Here is a 3,264-nt window from a genome sequence, read left to right as displayed (position 1 = left end):
GATCATCGTGGCAGCGGTGTTCCTCTACAAACTGACGGTCAAGAGTGGCCAGTTCGAAGTGATCCGCAGCTCGGTGCTGTCGATCACCGACGACCAGCGCCTGCAAGTGCTGCTGATCGGCTTCTGCTTCGGCGCGTTCCTTGAAGGTGCCGCCGGTTTCGGCGCACCGGTAGCGATTACCGCCGCACTGCTGGTTGGACTGGGCTTCAACCCGCTGTACGCCGCCGGCCTGTGCCTGATCGCCAACACCGCGCCGGTGGCCTTCGGCGCCTTGGGGATTCCGATCATCGTCGCCGGGCAAGTCACCGGCATCGACGCCTTCAAGATCGGCGCCATGACCGGTCGCCAGCTGCCGTTGCTGTCGCTGTTCGTGCCGTTCTGGCTGGTGTTCATGATGGACGGCCTGCGCGGCGTTCGGGAAACCTGGCCAGCTGCGCTGGTGGCCGGCTTGAGTTTTGCCATCACCCAATACTTCACCTCGAACTTCATTGGCCCGGAACTGCCGGACATCACCTCGGCGCTGGTCAGCCTGATTTCCCTGACGCTGTTCCTGAAAATCTGGCAGCCAAAACGCGCTGCAGGCGCGCACATCGTCGGCGCAGTCTCGGCTTCCGTAGTGGCCAGCACCGGTGGTTTCGGCCAACCGCGCACCACCGTGGCTTCGCCCTACAGCCTGGGAGAAATTTTCAAAGCCTGGTCGCCGTTCCTGATCCTCACCGTATTGGTCACCATCTGGACGCTGAAACCGTTCAAGGCGATGTTTGCCGCCGGCGGCTCGATGTATGGCTGGGTGTTCAACTTCGCGATCCCGCACCTGGATCAAATGGTGATCAAGGTCGCGCCGATCGTAACCAACCCGACAGCGATTCCGGCAGTGTTCAAACTCGATCCGGTTTCCGCGACCGGCACGGCGATTTTCTTCTCCGCACTGATCTCGATGCTGGTGCTCAAGGTCAACATTAAAACTGGTCTGACCACTTTAAAAGAGACGTTCTACGAACTGCGCTGGCCGATTTTGTCCATCGGCATGGTGCTGGCGTTCGCCTTCGTCACCAACTACTCGGGCATGTCGTCGACCATGGCTCTGGTATTGGCTGCCACCGGTGCGGCGTTCCCATTCTTCTCGCCATTCCTCGGCTGGCTCGGCGTGTTCCTGACCGGCTCCGATACCTCATCCAATGCGCTGTTCAGTTCGCTGCAAGCGACCACCGCGCACCAGATCGGCGTCAACGACACCCTGTTGGTGGCGGCGAACACCAGCGGCGGGGTGACCGGCAAAATGATCTCGCCGCAATCGATCGCCGTGGCCTGCGCCGCGACCGGGCTGGTGGGCAAAGAATCGGATCTGTTCCGCTTCACCCTCAAGCCCTGCTGGAACGCGAGGGCATTCGTGTCGAATACCCGCAAGGGCAGAGCTGCTGCGGGCAACCGGCCTACACCTCGGGTTACACCGAACAGGCCCGGACCGTGGCGCGCTCGCAACTGGCGTTGTTTGCCGGGGATTATCCGGTGGTGGTGCCGTCGGGTTCTTGCGCGGGCATGTTGCGCGAACACTATGCCGACCTGTTCAAGGACGAGCCGCAAACGCTGAAACAGGTTCAGGCCCTCGCGGCACGGACTTACGAGCTTGCCGAGTTCTTGCTGTTTGTCTGCAAGGTGCAGCTCAAGGACAGCGGCGAACCGGTGAAAGTGGCGTTGCACACGTCGTGCTCGGCACGCCGTGAAATGAACACCCACCTGCATGGCCGTGAGTTGTTGGCGCAGCTGAGCAACGTGGAGCGAGTCGACCACAGCCACGAAAGTGAATGCTGTGGCTTTGGTGGGACTTTCAGCGTCCGTATGCCGGATATTTCCGGTGCGATGGTGGTACCGGAGGTGCCCGATGAGCAGCTCCACGATTATTCCTACGGTCGCCGTAGAAGAAGATTTTCGCAGCCGGGCTCACAAGGCCTTGGCTGACACGCAACTGCGAAATAACTTTCGCACGGCGATGGATTCACTGATGAGCAAACGGGCAGCGTCCTTCAGCGATGCCCATGAAAGAGAACATTTGCGAGCGCTGGGCAATGCCGTCCGCGCCCGCGCGTTATCCAAGTTGCCCGACCTGCTCGAGCAGCTTGAACAGAACCTGACCCGCAACGGTGTGACAGTGCACTGGGCGGAAACGGTGGACGAAGCCAATGGCATCGTCTTGTCGATCATCCGCGCTCACGAGGCGCGGCAAGTGATCAAGGGCAAATCGATGGTCAGCGAAGAGATGGAGATGAACCATGTCCTCGAAGCTCAAGGCATTGAATGCCTGGAGTCGGACATGGGTGAATACATCGTCCAGCTCGACCACGAGAAGCCTTCACACATCATTATGCCGGCGATCCACAAGAATGCCGGTCAGGTCGCGTCCTTGTTCCACGACAAACTTGGCGTGGAGTACACCAAGGACGTTGACCAACTCATTCAGATCGGTCGAAAAGTCTTGCGGCAGAAATTCTTCGAAGCCGACATCGGCGTCTCCGGCGTCAACTTCGCCGTGGCCGAAACCGGCACCTTGCTGCTGGTGGAAAACGAAGGCAACGGGCGGATGACCACCACGGTGCCGCCAGTGCACATCGCCGTAACCGGCATCGAAAAAGTCGTGGAAAACCTGCGCGACGTGGTTCCACTCCTGTCGCTGCTGACCCGCTCGGCCCTGGGCATCCCGATCACCACCTACGTCAACATGATCTCCGGCCCGCGCAAGGAACATGAACTCGACGGCCCACAGGAAGTGCACCTGGTGCTGCTCGACAACGGTCGCAGCCAGGCGTTTGCCGACAGCGAATTGCGCCAGACCCTGAACTGCATCCGCTGCGGCGCCTGTATGAATCATTGCCCGGTCTACACCCGAATCGGCGGTCATGCCTACGGCGAGGTTTACCCTGGGCCTATCGGAAAAATCATCACCCCGCACATGGTCGGCCTGGCGAAAGTCCCCGACCACCCGAGTGCCTCGTCGTTATGCGGCGCCTGCGGTGAAGTCTGCCCGGTAAAAATTCCGATCCCCGCATTGCTGCGTCGCCTGCGGGAAGAAAACGTCAAAGCGCCGGACAGCCCACATCAAGTGATGCGCGGTCAGGGCAGCAAGTATTCGCGCAAAGAACGATTTATCTGGAACGCCTGGGCCAGGCTCAACAGTTCGCCAACGCTTTATCGCCTGTTCGGCTTCTTCGCCACTCGCCTGCGAGCGCTGACGCCGAGCAACGTCGGCCCATGGACCCAGAACCACAG

General features: G+C 60.4%; 1 protein-coding gene and 2 pseudogenes. All 3 read left to right on the top strand.

Annotated features, from left to right (window positions below):
• Positions 1-1,366, top strand: a pseudogene (locus AC1DLB_RS29205) (lactate permease LctP family transporter); the annotation flags it as partial.
• Between the two features lie 2 nt (positions 1,367-1,368).
• Positions 1,369-1,866: pseudogene (locus tag AC1DLB_RS29200) on the top strand ((Fe-S)-binding protein); the annotation flags it as partial.
• Between the two features lie 16 nt (positions 1,867-1,882).
• The coding region (locus AC1DLB_RS29195) for a LutB/LldF family L-lactate oxidation iron-sulfur protein (protein ID WP_477786206.1) at positions 1,883-3,264 on the top strand (1,382 nt) is incomplete at its 3' end.

It is taken from the genome of Pseudomonas sp. 05N434, from assembly GCF_056396965.1.
This window is presented reverse-complemented; position numbering and strand designations above follow the sequence as displayed.